Consider the following 13,868-nt stretch of genomic DNA (forward strand, 5'->3'; position numbering starts at 1 on the left):
GGGTGAGCACCGGCCGACGCGCCGGGGTCACGAGCGGCGAGGTGGCGGCGCCGCATCGGCCCCATGCGGCGGCGCCGTGAGCGCGTGATGTGCTCGCTCTCATTGGCACGCCCCGTGTGTCCCGCATGCGGCCGGCCCGCCCCCCGGGCGCGGCCGCGGTGAAGCATCCGATCAGCCGGTCAGACCGTGGTCGGGTCGAGCTTCTCGGTGTCGATGCCGTAACGCTTGATCGCTTCGCCGACGCGTGCGCGGGCGATCTTGCCGTCGTCGGCGAGCGCCTTCAGCGCGGCCAGCACGATGAAGTGGCGGTCGACCTCGAAGAACGTGCGCAGCGACTCGCGCGTGTCCGAGCGGCCGAAGCCGTCGGTGCCGAGCGAGACGAGCCGGCGGTCCGTGACATACGGGCGGATCTGGTCGCCGACGATCTTCATGTAGTCGGTCGCCACCACCAGCGGCCCCGCGTGGCCGTGCAGGCACTGCTGCACGTAGGGGGTGCGCTGCTCGTCGTCCGGATGCAGCAGGTTCCAGCGTTCGGCCTGCAGCCCTTCGCGGCGCAGCTCGGTCAGGCTCGTGGCGCTCCAGACGTCGCTGTCGATCGAGAAGTCCTGCTTGAGCAGTTCCGCGGCCGCGATCACTTCGCGCAGGATCGAACCGCTGCCCATCAGCTGCACGCGCGGTGCGTCGGCCTCGGTGGCGGCGCCCTCGCTGAACTGGTAGAGGCCCTTCAGGATGCCGGCCTCGGCGCCTTCCGGCAGGCCCGGGTGCGGATAGTTCTCGTTGAGCAGCGTGATGTAGTAGAAGACGTCTTCCTGCTCCTGGTACATGCGGCGCAGGCCGTCCTGGATGATCACCGCCAGCTCGTAGGAGAAGGTCGGGTCATACGACACGCAGCAGGGGATCACCGACGACAGCACGTGGCTGTGGCCGTCGTCGTGCTGCAGCCCTTCGCCCATCAGCGTGGTGCGGCCCGAGGTGGCGCCCAGCAGGAAGCCGCGCGTGCGGGCGTCGCCGGCCGCCCAGGCCAGGTCGCCCACGCGCTGCAGCCCGAACATCGAATAGAAGATGTAGAACGGGATGGTGGTCAGGCCATGCGTGCTGTAGGACGTGCCGGCCGCGATCCACGACGAGATCGCGCCCGACTCGTTGATCCCTTCCTGCAGGATCTGGCCGTCCTTGGCCTCCTTGTAGTAGCTGAGCTGGCCGGCATCCTGCGGCGTGTAGAGCTGGCCCATGTACGAGTGGATGCCGATCTGGCGGAACATGCCTTCCATGCCGAACGTGCGCGATTCGTCGGGCACGATCGGCACCACGATCTTGCTCAGGTTCGGATCCTTCAGCAGCGTGGAGAGGATCCGCACGAACGCCATGGTGGTGGAGGCGCCGCGATCGCCGCTGTCCTTCAGCTGGCTCGCGAATGCCGACAGCGGCGGCACCTCGATGCGCGGCACGTCGTGGAAACGGGCCGGCACGTGGCCGCCCAGGTTCGCGCGGCGCTGCTCGAAGTAGCGCGCCTCCTCGCTGCCCGGCTCCGGCTTCAGGTAGGCCATCTCGGCCAGTTGCTCGTCGTTGAGCGGCAGCGCGAAGCGGTCGCGGAACACGCGCACGGCGTCCGCGCTCATCTTCTTCAGCTGATGGTTGATGTTCTGGCCTTCGCCGGCCTCGCCCATTCCGAAGCCCTTGACCGTCTTGGCCAGGATCACGGTCGGCTGGCCCTTGTGGTTCACCGCGCGCTCATAGGCGGCGTAGACCTTCTCCGGATCGTGGCCGCCGCGCGAGAGCGCCCAAATCTCGTCGTCGGACAGGTCGGCCACCATCTCCAGCAGCTCGGGATACTTGCCGAAGAAATGCTCGCGCACATAGGCGCCGTTCTGCGACTTGAAGGTCTGGTAATCGCCGTCGACGCATTCCATCATGCGCCGGCGCAGCAGGCCGGTGCGGTCCTGTTCGAGCAGGCGGTCCCAGCCGCTGCCCCACACCACCTTGATGACGTTCCAGCCCGCGGCGCGGAAATTGCCTTCCAGTTCCTGCATCACCTTGCTGTTGCCGCGCACCGGGCCGTCGAGCCGCTGCAGGTTGCAGTTGACGACGAAGATCAGGTTGTCGAGACTTTCGCGCCCGCCCAGCGAAATCGCGGCCAGCGATTCCGGCTGGTCCATCTCGCCGTCGCCGAGGAAGGCCCACACCTTGCGGCCCTGATGCTGCTTCAGGCCGCGATATTCGAGGTAGCGCATGAAGCGCGCCTGATAGGCGGCCGTCAGCGGCCCCAGGCCCATCGACACGGTCGGGAACTGCCAGAAGTTCGGCATCAGCCGCGGGTGAGGGTAGGACGAGATGCCGTCGCGGCCCGCCTCGCGGCGGAAGTTCTCCAGCTGTTCCTCGCTGATGCGGCCTTCGAGGAACGCGCGGCCATAGATGCCGGGCGCCGAGTGGCCCTGGATGTAGACGAGGTCGCCGTCGAACGATTCGGTGCGACCGCGGAAAAAGTGATTGAAGCCCGTTTCATAGAGCACCGCGGCCGACGCGTAGGTCGCGATGTGTCCGCCCACGTTCGAGTGCCGGCCCGCGCGCAGCACCATCGCCATCGCGTTCCAGCGGATGTAGGCGCCCAGGCGCCGCTCGATGGCGAGGTCGCCCGGATAGTGCGGCTGGCTTTTTACCGGAATCGTGTTGACGTAAGGGGTCGTGACGCGCGCGTACAGATCGCCGTGCGTGCCCACGTCGTAGTCCAGCAGCTGATCGATCAGGTAATGCGCACGCGGGCGCCCCTCGACTTCCACTACAGCCTGCATTGCCTCCAGCCACTCGCGGGTTTCCTGTGGGTCAACGTCCGGTAGCGTGGACGGTTGGTTCATGACATAGCTCCATAGAAATAGTTGGCCGGGGGGCAGCCCGACCAGATAGCAACGGCAAGCCGCAAGGACTGCGCGCAACGCGAGAGGGGTCGTCTCGTCCAGATATGAGTTGCAATTGCAACGAGAGCGATTGTATCGGCATAGAGTAGAATTGCAACTACAATCGATCCTCCAGGAGCCCCGCCGTGCCCACCCATGAGCCTGATCTCTGGTTCTCGTTTGTCAGGACCCATCGACGACTGATTCGTGAGATCGAGCGCCGCCTGGCCGAGGCGAAACTGCCCGCCTATGCCTGGTACGACATTCTCTGGGGCATCGAAAGCAGCCCCGAAGGCACGCGCCGCATGCACGAACTGGCCGACTCGCTGGCCGTCGAACGCTACAACCTGACCCGCCTCGTCGATCGCCTCGAAGCCGAGGGGCTCGTCACCCGCACGCGCTCGGCCGACGACGGCCGCGCGGCCTTCGTGGCGATCACGAAGGAAGGGCGCACGCTGCGCAAGAAGATGTGGAAGATCTACGAGGCCACCGTCGCCGAGCTGTTCGTGTCGCAATTCGACGCCGAGCAGCGCCGGCTGTTCGCGAGCGCGCTCGACCGCGCCGCGCATGCCGCGCGCGAAGCCTATTCCTCGAAGGGCACCGCGGCCTGACGCCGTGAGCCGCTCGGGCTCATTGCATTGCTTCAAGTCCCGCTGCCGCGCTATCGGCTGATCGCCTGCTGGATGTGGCCCGACAGTTCGGCCACGTGCTGCGAGGCGCCGATGATGAAGCCGCGATCGGCACCGTCGCGCGAGAAGCGCACCACCTTGCCGCCGAGCGCGGGGATGATCACCTGCGCGGCCGACACGTCGGTGCTGGCGCCGTCGAACGACACGGTGCCGCCGAACCTGCCGGTGGCGATCTTGATCGTGTCGATCACGGGCGACCAGGTGGCGAGCAGCCGCTTCGAATGCCGCTCGACGATTTCCCGGATCTGCCGCGCGAGCGGGTCGTCGCGCATCGCGTGGCCCTGCATCCAGCCGATCGTCGAGTGCTTGAGGGACTGGCCGGTGGACAGCTCGCGCAGCGGCACCTGATTGTGGAAGATCGGCCCGTTGCGGATGCCGTGGACCATCTCGTCCTGATAGGCGTCGTAGAGGATCGCGGCGACCGGCTCGTCGAGATGGCAGAGCGTGAGCGTGACGCCGAACAGCGGGATCGCCGATAGGTAGTTGTGCGTACCATCGAGCGGGTCCACGATCCAGCTCCAGTCGGCGGTGCCCCCCGATACCGCCGACTTCGCCGAATGGATCGGATGGGAGCCGTCGATGCAGCGGATGCCCTTGATGATCAGCTTCTCGCAGGCGAGGTTGACCTCGTCCACGATGCAGTCGAAGTCGGCCTGCTCCGACACGCGCACGTCGGTGAAGAACCGGCGCTTGGCGAGCTTGCCGGCATCGTGGACCGGTCGCAGCATCGCCTCGATGTATTGCTGCGCCTCGCCGTGCGGGAATTTCGGATTTATGTTTGTCATAACAAAATTCCATGTCCTGATGGGAACACGGCGACGCACGGCGCAGGCACCGCGTCGGGCGATGCCCGGCGCGCGATCGGCCGGCCTACTTGCCGAGCGTCGCGCCCTTGCGTTCATGCACCACGATGACCAGGTCTCCGCAGGACGGCCCGGTCAGCCGTTCGCCCGTCTCGAGGCTGAACTGCGAGAAGTGCAGCGGGCAGGCGATGGTCTTCTTCTGTCGGTTGATCACGCCGTGCGTGAGCCAGCCGTGGCGATGCGGGCAGTGCTTCGGGATCGTCACGTCGACGTCGTCGAGGTGGATCGTGAAGGTTTCGTTTTCTTCGTAGTCGTCGAGCTTGTTCATGTGCGTTGGTGGCGCGCGGCGCGGCGCACGCGCGAGGGTTCGCGCGCGCCGCGCCGGCTGCCGCTTCTCCGGAGTGGATGGTGACGAAGGCCCGCTCACGGCGACGTCCGCCGCGCCGAAAAGGGCGCGGCGGACGCGCCGCTCACGAGTACTCGCTGGCGTAGTGCCGGGCCTTGCTGACGGACGCCTCGAACGCCTGGGTCGTGATTTCCCGGCCGAAGCACACGCCCTGCCATGCCTTCGCGCAGTCGAGCTGCCCGGACTTGTCCATCGCGCGCAGCAGGCGGTGGCCTTCGATGGCATGGAACACGTCGATGTGGACGTGCTCGCTGTAGTAGTGGTGCGCGCTGACGCCGAGCCGCTCGCAGGCGCTCGTGTAGCAGAGGAAGAACGAGGGGATGATGCTCTCGAAGTAGGTGATGACGCCGGCGAAGTAGGACGGATCGTCGGCCCGCACCGACAGCCAGTAGAACATGTTGACGAACGCGAGCGCGGCCGGCGAGACGTTGTCGATGTAGTAGTTCAGGTCGGTCGGCAGCCCCAGCTCGTCGAGCAGCTTGATGTAGAGCGCGGTGTGCGAGCGCTGCAGGTTGCCCGAGCCGAACTCGTCGACCATCATCCGCAGCACCGGCATCTGCGCCTCCAGCGAGAGCCGCGGCATCAGGAAATAGAACACCTGGGCCTCGGTCAGGCCGTCGGTGGCGAATTCCTGTACCAGGATCCGGAATTCGTCGAGCGACATCTGCTCGGCCACGTAGCGCACGCTCTCGGCGTCGTCCTCCTCGTCCTGCTTGATCAGCACCGCGAGGCGCTTCTGCAGTTCCTCGAGATCGGCCGGCAGGTCGGCAGGCGAGACCCGGCTGATCGTCGAACTGGTCCAGTCCCGTTCGAAGGCGAGCAGCCGCTCCTCGACGGGGATGAGGCGCTTGGTTTGCGCGCGATTGGCGATGTACAACGCCCTTTGCAGTTCACTCATGACAGATTCACCTCCACAGCCACGATTTGATTCGACGCGAGAATGCCGCGCTCGGTCAGTTCCTCTTTGATGTGCCGGTACCAGTCTTCCTGGTCCAGCCCGAACCTCACCGTCAGCTCGCCGATGAACTCGCGCAGCGCCGGGTCCGACGAGCGCGTCGCCAGCCGGCATACGGCCGGTTCGAGATTGGCGAGCGAGACGGTCTGGCCGTCCGATTCCAGGCCGGTGCAGAGCCAGTGCTCCCAGCCCAGGTAGTAGGCCAGCCCCGCGTTGCGCAGGCGGTCGATGTCGGCCTGGCTGCGCAGCTCGGGCGGGGAGTCCTTGATCCCGACCACGCGCGGCAACCGGGCGATCTCGAGCAGGGTCTCGAGCGTCGCCGTGTTCTGCGACAGCGAGGTTTCGTTGTAGATGTACAGCTTCAGGTCGGTCGCGTCGTGGACGGCGGTGAAGTGCGCGACCATCTCGGCCTGCGACACCGCCGTGCCGAACGGCGTCGGGAACATCACGGCCTGCGCGCCGAGCGCCTGCGCCTTGGTGGCGTAGCGCACCACCTCGGCGGTGGTCGCCCGCTCGATGCCGGCGATCACGCGCTGGCCGCCGGCCACGGCCAGCGTCGCGCGCAGCATCGCTTCCCAGCGGGTTTCGTCGAGCAGCCAGCCCTCGCCCGAGGTGAGGCAGGCGATGAAGCCGGTGGCGTGGCGCGTGGTGTTCGCGATCAGCCGCGCGACGCCGGTCGGGCAGACTTCGCCCTGCTCGGTGAGCGGCGTGACGAGCGGCACGTAGAGCGCGGAATCAGTTGACATGGAACCACTCCTCGCCCGTCAGCAGGAACGCCTTCGAGCGGTGATAGAGGTTTTCGAGCTCGGTCGGGAAGCTGCCCGCGGCCGACGACTCGTCGAACGAACCGAGATGCTCGGCCAGGCACGGCAGGCTGCGCAGCGCCGGATCGTGCGTGTAGAGCTTGGCCTCGGCGGCCAGCACCTGCGCCACCAGCAGCTTCTGCTCGGCACGCAGGTGCGCGAGCCGTTCGTCCGAGTACGCGGTCAGCAGGTGGCGCGTCTCGTAGCCCTGCCGCACGAACGTCATGTCGGTGTGCAGCACGTCCATGAACGGGTAGTAGTCGTCCTGGGTCTCGCGCGGCTGCCGCCAGATGACCGAGTCGCAGATGCCGATCTGCTCGAAGTTCATCCTGGCCCCGATCGTGAAGTGGCCGTGGAAGAAGTCCAGCGAACGCGTGCGGATCACCCGGTCGCCATGATGCATGCCGAGGAACAGCGAGGCGTCGATGAACGGCATCGTGTTACGCATGGTAGCTCTCCAGTGCCGACTTCATCGCGGCCATCGCCTGGCGGAAGATCTCCGGGTCGCGCGCGAGCGCGATGCGCACGAAGCGCTGGCCGCGTTCCGGATGCTTCCAGTAGAAATACTTGCCCGGCAGCACGTAGACGTTGGACTTCAGCAGGTGCGCATGCAGCGCGTCGGCCGAGACGCGTTCGTCGACGATGCGGAACCAGCCCACGCTGGTTTCCACCTTCGGCTCGCAGTAGGACAGGATCTTGCCGTTCAGGTGCTGGATCGCGCTGGCGCGGTTGATCGCCAGCACTTCGCGCACCGAGCGGAAGCCGTCGTTGACGCTGTCCTTGATGTATTGCGTGACGACGTTGAGGATGAACGGCGAGACGTTCAGCAGCACGCTCGTGACGATGCTGTAGAGGTCGGCGTTGAGGTTGCGGCTGGCGGTGACGGTCGCGCACTTGGCGTCCTGCAGCGGCCACGTCTTGCCGGTGTCCTCCATCGCGATGTAGCTCACGCCGGCGTCTTCCATGATCGCGTAGGCGTCGATGCGCTCGCGCCCGGAGGTCAGGATGAACGCCGAGAAGCAGAAGTCGAGGATCAGGATCTTGCCGTGATCCTTGCAGTAGCGGACCACTTCCCTGAACGGCTCGGCGCCGTCGGCGAACAGGCTCGCGCCGGTCGGGTTGTTCGGATCGACGAGGAAGATCGCGTCGATCTGCGAGGCGTGCTTCTGCAGGTTGGCGTAGATCCGGTCGGGTTGCTCGAACAGCGATTCGTCGAGCGCCGACATCGGCACTTCCATATGCTTGAGCAGGTCGTGCAGGTTGTCGAAGCACGGCTCGATCAGGCCCACGCGCAGGTTGCGCTTGCGCAGGAAGGTGGCCGTGATGTGCATCGCGATCGACGCGGCATAGACCAGATAGATCTCGTCCTTGCGTTGCAGCGCGCGGTGCTGGCCGTGCAGTTGATAGAACGCTTCGATGAAGGCCTGCTCGGCCTGGTGCTGCGTTTCCGACGCGGCCTTGTACCAGAGGTACGGCAGGCTCTCGACGATGCCCTTTTGCGACGGGCTCTGGCCTTGGTGGGTGTGCGCGTCGGCCAGGTTGAAGCGCGTCTTCAGCGCCGAAATCTCGTGCTGCGTGATGTCTTCCTTGGCCTGGTTGTCGGTGTCGGCGATGTGTTCGGTAAGGACGTCCATGATCTCTCAGTCTCTCAGGTATCCAGCGTGGTCCGGGCGGGCACGCTGTCTTGTCAAAGGGCGAGCACGGCGGCTGGCCGGCGATGCCGTGGCAATCGGCGTTCGCTCGGGGCCGCGTGTCTCGTCACGGCGTGGTTACATGAGGCTTGCTCGACAATGGGCCAGTGTCGCGATTCGGGCACCCGGCACGCGGCGACGCGTGCCGGGCTTGCTGCCGGGGCCGCCGGGCGCGCTGGCGCGGCGGAGGGCGAATATGACGCCGGGCCGCAAGGCCGACGGCTGACGCCGATAGGTTTGAGCGTATTGGAGCGACTTCGTCTTTCAAACATGCCATCCTCGCAATGCTGGCCATCGGTACAACAGTGCTCTTGACGTGGCACTTCGGTTCTCGTGGAGCCGGTGGTCGAACAACGGCTCCCGTGATTCGTTCGCGGCGCCGGCTTCAGGCCGCCTTGTTGTCTTCCCACGGCGCGTGGGACGTGTACGAGATGCCGTACTTCACGCTGAGCTCACCGAGGTTGGTCAGGTCGATGTCGTTGCCCATCGTCGAGAGCACTTCGACGAATTCGTCGAAGCCGCCCGGCAGATAGGTGTTGATCGTCTTGCTGACGGTGTCGCCGGCGTTGTAGAACGAATGCGGTACGTTGCGGGGCAGCAGCACCGTGTCGCCGGGTTCGGCGATCAGGGTTTGCTTGTCGCACCAGATCTGGTACTTGCCCTCGACGATGTAGAACATCTCGTCCTCGTTCTTGTGCAGATGGAACGGGACGCCGTAACCGGGCGGCACGCACTCCTCGAAGATGGCGAACCGGCCGCCGGTGGCCTTGCGGCTCATGCGGATGGTGATGTCGACCGTGTCCAGGACGCGGATGACCTTGTTTTCCTGTTTGGGCGAAACGACGATCTTGCCGAAAGCGCTCATGGTTGGATGTCTCCAGATTGCGGGGTGAGTTAACGCTCGGTTACATCTAGAACCTCGAGCCACTGGGCCGGGGCTTTAGTGTCGAATTGCTCGAAGATGTCGTTGATCTTTCGTCTCATCTTGATCCCCGGCATGTCCGATGCCATGTGGAACTCCTCGGTCAGCGTCAGCGGCGTGTCCCAGTCGGTCGTCTCCAGGATGCCGCGATCCTCGTTCGTGACGGCACGGTCCCACGCCACGATGTCGTCCAGGTCCGGGTCGCGGTCGGCGTCGTTGCGGAACGCGAACTGCACGAACAGCGACTGGCGGTCGTTGATCGGCGTGGCCCAGGTGATGATGGTGTGGACCAGCTGGTTCGGGTACTGGATCCGCATCCGGCGGCCGAACGGCGCGAACCAGTTGTGCTCCATGTAGCGCGTGGTCTGCTCGCTGCCGATCCCGAGGTTGTCCTTCTGCAGGCCCGGGTTGTTCACGAGCACGTCGCTGTACATGTTGAAACCCGTCTCGGTGTCCTCGTAGCGGGCCGGCGCCGGCTCCGGCATCTCGGACAGCCCGAAGGTCTTGCGATGGACGAACGCGAAGTGCGAGTTGTCGAGCCCGTTCTCGAGGATGCGCAGCCCGCTGCAGTTCCACACCTCCATGAACTCGTGGATCTGGTAGAAGCCGGGATTGGCGGCCTCGGGAAAATCGGGGATGTCGTGGATCGGCTCGTCGAGCGCGACCCACACGTAGCCGTATTTCGTCCGGCAGCGGTAATGGTCGACGACGATGCGCTCCGACGGCTTCTTCATCGGCATTTGCGGAATCCGCACGCAGGCGCCGACGCCGTTGTAGGTCCAGCCGTGATACGGGCACACCAGCTTGCCCTGGTCGACCCAGCCGCCCGACAGCCGGGCCGAGCGATGCGGGCACTTGTCCCTGACCACGCCGAATTCGTTCTCGCCGGTGCGCCAGAGCGCGAGCGGCTCGCCGAGGATGGTCACGGCCAGCGGGGAGTCCGTCACGTCCACCGCACGGGCCACCGGGTACCAGAAACGGCGCAGCGAGTTGTGTTGTGTCGTCAGCATATCGATCCAGGTAGGAACGCTCTCCGGCCTTGAACGCGGGAGACGTTGAACGGTTGCCAGCGGTTGCCGATGGGGCCGCCATCGGCCGCCGGTACGCCACGTTTTGCCCGGGCGCCGGCGGGCGGACCGTGCCCGCCGGGGCGATCGAGCGACACCGCCCGCGCGCTCGCCGGCCGCCGGCGAGGTGGGCTGTTCCTGGGATGGCTCATGCGGCTGTCTCACTCCAGTTGACGGTGCGGCATCCGCGGGCAGACACGACGCAGGCGCCGCGCACCGGTCACGGGTCGCATGGCGGCCGGATCGGCCGGATCAGCCGGCACGGCGCCTTGGACCCCGTTCACGAACCCGGTATTTTGTTATTCCGGTTTCGACATTTATTACGTGAATTTCGATATCGATATCCTCTTTTGTTTCCGGATTCGGGAAATGATGTAACTGCCGTAATTTTCCGTGGCCGTGTTTTCAAATCCGGCTTTTGGAAAGTTTCCGTAGACTGCTCTGAGTTGGGTATTTAAAAAACTGTACGTAGGTGCAGGTTTTTATTTTCAGTGGCGATCGGGAATTTCGATGAAATTTGCGAGAGCCAGATAAATAAAGGGTTTGCCGGGAATGTTGTGTCGCACCAATCAGGCGCTATATAACAATATGAAACGAATTGCGGAATTCAGGCATTTTACCGAGTTGGCTATTGATATGGCGTTTGCAACGCATTGCCGTTTCCTGGATATACGTAGTATTGCGTAATTCGGCGCGCACTGATGCGACGCATTATTGATTCGATTGATGCGGGTTTCGTCGCTTCTCGATCCGGATCAGCGGGTCGATTTTTTGCGAACGGGCGTGCGGGCGGCATGGCGTGACGCGTGAAGTGTCGGACAATCCGTCGGGGCAGCGGACGGTGCTCCCGAAAGCCGGACGGGTGGCCGACTTCGCGGTGTGTCCGTGGCATCGGCCGGCTGCCGGCGGCAGGCTGTCGGAAGCCGCGGCGCATCCCGCGGCCGGAATCGCCGGGATTTGCAACAGCCGGATATGAATAACAAAATGATTTAAGTGCACATACCGTCTATTTGACCGGCCGGCATCTTGCTGTTATGGAATTAGCCCGTGCCGATTTGAACGAGACGGGTAACTTTTGGAAACCGATTCCCGACATCGACAAGCTCCGGAAAACCGCCGAGAATCCGCATCATGTGACATAATCGTCAATTACAAATGCATTACGGTGGGCTGGACCTGCAAGGCCGGCAACCGGCCGATCCGGCGAGTCAGTCAAGTGGCATTCATGCCGGAGCACCGCCTCCGGCACCGCAAAAACCAACAAGACAGGAGACCGCAGTCCATGCAGCCATTCTCCGTCGTCGCGAGCGCGAGGCAGATTGTCGAGCTGAAATCCCGTGGATCGTTCGTGATCCGCATTGCGTGGCCGGCCGTGCCCGGCCGCGCCGCATGTTTCTCATGCGCCACGCGGCGCGCGCCGGTACGCGCCGGCCCCGGGCGCGAACGCGCGAGGGCGCGCGGCGCATCGCTGGCGGCCGGCCTGCCTGCGCAGGGGTAACGCATGATGGGCGGTGAAACCAACAAGGCGTCGCCGTTGATCCGGCTGGGCGACGATCCGAGCCTGGCCGTACTGATCGAGCATCTGCCCGCCGAGATCGATTGCCCGTTCGCCTACGCGATGATCGACAAGAATTCGCTGGAGATCGGCTGCTTTCTTTCGAGCTATCCGATCGCCCTGCAGCAGGAATACCGGCGCCGCGCGTTTCATCGCGTCGATCCGGTGGTGCTGCATGCGATCCAGAGCGTCGCGCCGTTTTCGTGGGCCGAGGCGTTCAGGCAGCAGCGGCTGCCCGATCAGTCGGAATTCGAGGTGCTGCGCCGCGAGTTCGAGCTTCACGACGGCTACGTGTTCACGGTCCACGATCCGTACCAGTACATGGGCATGCTCAGCTTCTTCAATCGCGGCGGGCGGCCCGAGTTCCGGGCCGAGATCGAGCACGTGAAAGGCGCGATCCAGCTCGCGCTGGTGCTGTTTCACAGCAGGATCAACGCGAAGCCGCCCGACTCGCGGCATCGGGTCGAGTCGCTGACGCTGCGCGAGCGCACCGTGCTCAAATGGGCCGCCATGGGCAAGTCGTACAACGAGATCGCCGACATCTGCGGGATTCGCGAGCGGACCGTCAAGTACCACATGGCGAACGTCGTGCAGAAGCTCGACGTGTCGACCGCCAAGCAGGCCGTGATCGTCGCGTCGCGGCTCGGGCTGGCCGCGTTGAGCGAGGGCTGACGGGGTCGACGCTCGCGCGGCGCGGCTTGGGCGCGGTAGGCATCGCGCACGGGCCGGCAGGAGCCGATGCGGCTCGTGCGGCCCGGCACGGTGGGCGCGGTGAGCGGGCAGGGCGCCGCGTTCACGCGGACGCGCCGCCGGCGTGCGGGCGCGGCGGGACGAGTTCGCCGAGCCCGTAGAGATCGAGCGCCCGGGCCAGGTCCGCCCCGGCGAACTGGCCTTGCTGGGTCAGCGCGTTGAGCGCGCGGTAGGCGATCCAGCGCCGGTCCGGGCACCGGTTCGGCGCGAACGTGTCGGCGCCGAGCACGGCGAACGGCGCGTCGAGGTAGGCGCCCAGCTGGGCGGTGACGAACTCGGCATAGGCCGTCACGGCGACCACCGGCTGCCGGCTGCGGTTCAGGCAGGCATGCAGGTGCGAGGTCCGGCGCGCGCAGCTGCCGAGGCTGGCGTTCCAGCGCTGCGCGTCGGCCGCGTCGCGCGCGAGCCGGGTGTAGCTCGGGCAGCTCCACACCTCGCTCTCGATGCCCCAGTCGTCCTTGAGCAGCTGCGCCGCGGCGCGTACCTCGCGCAGCACCAGCCCGGCGCCGAGCAGCCGGACGTGGGGCTGCGACGCGCGCGGCTCCGACAGGCGATACATGCCGAGGTAGGCCTGGGTCCGGTCGCAGCGGAACGTCTCGATCGGCTCGCCGTGCAGCGTCAGGTAGCAGAAGCCCGGCTCGCCCTTCATGTAGAGGTCGTGCAGCGCGCCGGCCACAATCGCCTTGACCTCCTCGCCGCAGGCCGGATCGAACGGCATGCACTGGCGGTTCGAGGCGAGCCAGAGCGGCAGCCACGGATGCGCGCCCTTGGCCCAGCGCGACGGCGACGATTCGATGTCGTTCAGGATGATGCCGCGCTCGGCCGTCTGCGCGGTCAGCATCGAGAGATGGCGCGAGGTGGGGGACTGCGTGAGATAGAACAGCGGGCGCTCGTCGTTGCGCGCGCGTTCGCTGATCCACAGCGGCCACGCGCCGATCGCCGCGTTGCGCTGCTGCTGGTCCGCGCGGTCGTCGACGAACCAGAACTGCCCGTCGACCACGGCGTCCTGATGCAGGTTGCGGATCAGTTCCGACGCGGTGAGCAGCGGCGAGTCGTGGCCGCCTTCGTCGCCGCGGGTGTCCTCGATGCAGCGGATGCAGGCTTGCGCGGCGTGCTCCGTGTGTCGGGTGCGTTTGAGAAGCATCGTGTCCATTCTGAAGCCTCGGATGGCGTGGCTGCGTGAGTCGTGCGCGGCGCCGATGCGATCGGATCGGCGCCGCGTGTCGGGCAAGGCTGGTCTCGTCGCGCCAACGTGGTCGGGCCTGGCGCGGCCGCGTCGATGGGCGTGCCCGCGTGGCTTCGCGGGCTATATGACTATGGCGCGCCGGTCGGGCCG

At 65.7% G+C, this 13,868-nt stretch carries 12 protein-coding genes; 2 read left to right on the forward strand and 10 right to left on the reverse strand.

The window, feature by feature from the left end; translation table 11 throughout:
- Positions 1–179 precede the first annotated feature (179 nt).
- Positions 180–2,852 carry a pyruvate dehydrogenase (acetyl-transferring), homodimeric type gene (gene aceE, locus BpN12_RS20415; protein WP_246797269.1) on the reverse strand — a complete coding sequence of 891 codons (2,673 nt, stop codon included), beginning with the start codon at positions 2,850–2,852 and terminating at the stop codon, positions 180–182.
- 185 nt (positions 2,853–3,037) lie between these two features.
- Between aceE and BpN12_RS20420 the strand changes: the two genes are divergently transcribed.
- Positions 3,038–3,502, forward strand: coding sequence for a MarR family winged helix-turn-helix transcriptional regulator (locus BpN12_RS20420; protein WP_246797270.1), 465 nt, complete (start codon positions 3,038–3,040; stop codon positions 3,500–3,502).
- Positions 3,503–3,552: 50 nt separating this feature from the next.
- On the opposite strand, the gene BpN12_RS20425 is transcribed toward BpN12_RS20420, so the two are convergent.
- From BpN12_RS20425 to BpN12_RS20460, 8 genes are all read right to left on the reverse strand, one after another.
- A complete protein-coding gene (locus BpN12_RS20425; RefSeq protein WP_246797271.1) occupies positions 3,553–4,365 on the reverse strand; it encodes an inositol monophosphatase family protein in 813 nt (270 codons plus the stop codon).
- An 85-nt stretch (positions 4,366–4,450) separates the two neighbouring features.
- A complete protein-coding gene (locus BpN12_RS20430) occupies positions 4,451–4,711 on the reverse strand; it encodes a Rieske (2Fe-2S) protein (protein WP_246797272.1) in 261 nt (86 codons plus the stop codon).
- Between the two features lie 142 nt (positions 4,712–4,853).
- The gene (locus BpN12_RS20435; protein WP_246797273.1) at positions 4,854–5,687 is read right to left on the reverse strand and encodes an iron-containing redox enzyme family protein; all 834 of its coding nucleotides are present in this window, start codon (positions 5,685–5,687) and stop codon (positions 4,854–4,856) included.
- Positions 5,684–6,490: a dihydrodipicolinate synthase family protein gene (locus BpN12_RS20440; protein ID WP_042624316.1), complete on the reverse strand. Its 807-nt coding sequence runs from the start codon at positions 6,488–6,490 to the stop codon at positions 5,684–5,686. The genes BpN12_RS20435 and BpN12_RS20440 overlap by 4 nt, the downstream gene beginning before the upstream one ends.
- Positions 6,480–6,995 (reverse strand): DUF6190 family protein, encoded by a 516-nt coding sequence (locus tag BpN12_RS20445; protein ID WP_242468164.1) that lies wholly within the window; start codon positions 6,993–6,995, stop codon positions 6,480–6,482. The genes BpN12_RS20440 and BpN12_RS20445 overlap by 11 nt, the downstream gene beginning before the upstream one ends.
- On the reverse strand, positions 6,988–8,181 hold the full coding sequence (locus tag BpN12_RS20450; RefSeq protein WP_246797274.1) for a pyridoxal phosphate-dependent aminotransferase: 1,194 nt from the start codon (positions 8,179–8,181) through the stop codon (positions 6,988–6,990). The genes BpN12_RS20445 and BpN12_RS20450 overlap by 8 nt, the downstream gene beginning before the upstream one ends.
- Positions 8,182–8,623: 442 nt before the next feature.
- The gene (locus tag BpN12_RS20455) at positions 8,624–9,103 is read right to left on the reverse strand and encodes a cupin domain-containing protein (RefSeq protein WP_246797275.1); all 480 of its coding nucleotides are present in this window, start codon (positions 9,101–9,103) and stop codon (positions 8,624–8,626) included.
- A 29-nt stretch (positions 9,104–9,132) separates the two neighbouring features.
- Positions 9,133–10,170 (reverse strand): aromatic ring-hydroxylating oxygenase subunit alpha, encoded by a 1,038-nt coding sequence (locus BpN12_RS20460; RefSeq protein ID WP_246797276.1) that lies wholly within the window; start codon positions 10,168–10,170, stop codon positions 9,133–9,135.
- A gap of 1,558 nt (positions 10,171–11,728) precedes the next feature.
- On the opposite strand from BpN12_RS20460, the gene BpN12_RS20465 reads away from it, so the two are divergent.
- Positions 11,729–12,454, forward strand: a complete 726-nt coding sequence (locus BpN12_RS20465) for a LuxR family transcriptional regulator (RefSeq protein WP_246797277.1) — start codon at positions 11,729–11,731, stop codon at positions 12,452–12,454.
- A 121-nt stretch (positions 12,455–12,575) separates the two neighbouring features.
- On the opposite strand, the gene BpN12_RS20470 is transcribed toward BpN12_RS20465, so the two are convergent.
- On the reverse strand, positions 12,576–13,685 hold the full coding sequence (locus BpN12_RS20470) for a transketolase-like TK C-terminal-containing protein (RefSeq protein WP_246797278.1): 1,110 nt from the start codon (positions 13,683–13,685) through the stop codon (positions 12,576–12,578).
- Positions 13,686–13,868 lie beyond the last annotated feature (183 nt).

The sequence above is a fragment of the Burkholderia perseverans genome, assembly GCF_022870505.1.
Taxonomy (GTDB): Bacteria; Pseudomonadota; Gammaproteobacteria; order Burkholderiales; family Burkholderiaceae; genus Burkholderia; species Burkholderia plantarii.